General features: G+C 73.0%; 3 protein-coding genes. All 3 read right to left on the reverse strand.

Features of this window, described 5'->3' with window-relative positions; all coding sequences use genetic code 11:
* The coding region (locus ACTWQJ_RS50495; RefSeq protein ID WP_443313059.1) for a PIG-L deacetylase family protein at window positions 1-378 on the reverse strand (378 nt) is incomplete at its 3' end.
* A 237-nt stretch (window positions 379-615) separates the two neighbouring features.
* Entirely contained in the window at window positions 616-1,917 is a 1,302-nt protein-coding gene (locus ACTWQJ_RS50500) for an alpha/beta fold hydrolase (protein ID WP_443313060.1), read from the reverse strand.
* Between the two features lie 103 nt (window positions 1,918-2,020).
* On the reverse strand, window positions 2,021-2,189 hold a 169-nt coding region (locus tag ACTWQJ_RS50505; RefSeq protein ID WP_443313061.1), incomplete at its 5' end, for a substrate-binding domain-containing protein.

Consider the following 2,189-nt stretch of genomic DNA (forward strand, 5'->3'; position numbering starts at 1 on the left):
GTCCCGGTGGTTGAGGGTGATGAGCAGCTCGGGCCGGTGTCGGCGGATCGCGGCGGCGATGTCACGGCGCAGGGCAGTGCCGTACTCGATGACGCCGTCCTTGTGGTCGAGGAACTCCACCACCGACACACCGACGACGGCCGCACTCGCCCGCTGCTCGCGCTCCCGCAGCGCGCCGCAACTGGCGGGCTCCAGAGTGTCGATGCCCGCCTCGCCACGGGTGGCCAGGACATAGGCCACCTCGCGTCCGGCGTCGGTCCACGTGGCGATCGCCGCCGAGCAGCCGTACTCGAGGTCGTCCGGGTGCGCCACGACCGCGAGGGCGCGCTGCCAGTCGTCCGGCATGGGCTGGAGCTGAGTGATCGTCGGCTCGGTCATGACCGCAGACTAAGCGCTCCGCTGGAAGTCCGGTACGCCACCCGCGGGTGCGTCGTGGCTGGTCGCTCCCCCACTTCGGCTTCTCCCCCACGCTCGGCTTCGCTCGCGCGGGGGGACCCCCATGAGCGGGGGCCCCATCGCGGCGGAGCCGCATGTCGATACAGCCCCGCGCCCCTTTGGGGCGCTGCCGGACCGCACCGGACTTCGCCGAGCCCGCTTGGCCCGCGCCCTTTGGGCTCACACCTCGTCCCGCGTCAGCGCGATCAGTCGGTCCAGGACCCGCGGGCCCGAGGCCCGGACCCCGTCGTGTTCGAACTCATCGGTGACCCAGGTCCGCAGACCGCGGATCGTGCGGGCGGTCTCGAGCGAGTGAGCGGTGTCGACGTACATGTCGTCGTGGTAGATCGCCGCCGCGACCGGCACCTCGTTGGCGGCCAGGCGCGCCGGGTCGTACAGGGGCCGCCAGCCGGTGCGGGCGGCGAGCAGGTCGGCGGTCTCGCGCAGGGGGCGCAGAGCCGGGTCGCAGTCGAACGTCCAGGGGTGGACGGACTCCCCCGTGAACAGCAGTGGTCCGTCGCCCGCGAGCGCCTTGGCGGCGTCGAACTGCCCGAACTCCGCGCGGACCCGCTCGGCCGACCAGTCGGTGGGCCGCCCGTCCTGGCCGTAGATCGCCTCGTGGACGAGGGCGTACAGGGGGTGGCTCGCGTACGAGAGCACGCCCTGGACCTCCTCCTGGAACGCGTCGGAGAGGACCGTTCCCTGCGGGGTACGGACGAAGGCCTGCTCCAGGAGGTAGTGCAGGCGGTGGCTGCCCTCGGAGCCGCCGAGGAGGATGCCGAGGGACTGGAAGGCCTCGACGGTGAGCCGGTAGCCGTTGGGCAGGACCACGTCATGGGTCAGCAGGTGGTCGGCGATGCGGCGGGCGCGTTCGACGTCGTGCGGGTAGCGCGCGTAGTGCGCCATGACCTTGCGCTCGATGCGCGGGTAGGCGGCCCGGTAGACGTCGTCGGCGTGCGCGTCGAGCGCGGGCAGCCCGCCGGTGATGACGGCGGCGCGCAGGCCTTCGGGGGCGGTCGACAGGTAGGTCACCGTGCAGAAGCCGCCGAAACTCTGGCCGAGGACGGTCCAGGGGGCGCCGCCGGTGACCGCGGGGCGGATCGCCTCACAGTCACGGACGATCGAGTCGGCGCGGAACAGCGCCAGGTACGCGGCCTGCTCGGCCGGACCGCCGCGCAGCGGGAGCGTCTGGCGGCTGGCGGGCGTGGAGTGGCCGGTGCCGCGCTGGTCGAGGAGGAGTACGCGGTACTCCTTCAGGGCGCGGCCGAGCCAGGCCTGCTTCCCGATGAAACGGTTCGCCCCGAAGCCGGGGCCGCCCTGGAGGTAGACCAGCCAGGGCAGGTCCTGGTCCGCCTTGTCGCTCGCGACGACCTCGCGGGCGTACAGCTCGATTGTCTCCCCCTCCGGGTCGTCGTGGTCGAGGGGCACGGTGAAGTGGCGGTCGGTGAGGACGACGCCGGGCTGGCGGTAGCTGACGCTCAACGGGTCTCCCGGGTGCGGACGACGGTGCGGGCCGCGTCCCAGTTCAGCACATGCGCGTCCGGCAGGCGGGACCGGGGATCATGAACGGCTGCTGACCGGCGGTTCAGCGGCCCGAGAGGCTGGAGCGGCGCACCACCAGCTCCGGCTGGAGCACGACCCGCCGGTGCTCGTGCCGGGTCGGCGCGCTCTCCGCCTCCGTCTCCTCCAGGAGCAGTTCGGCGGCCAGGGCGCCCATGGTGACGGCGGGCTGCCGTACGGAGGTGAGGGGGACG

Source organism: Streptomyces sp. KR55 (genome assembly GCF_052245645.1).
Lineage (GTDB): Bacteria > Actinomycetota > Actinomycetes > Streptomycetales > Streptomycetaceae > Streptomyces > Streptomyces flavusporus.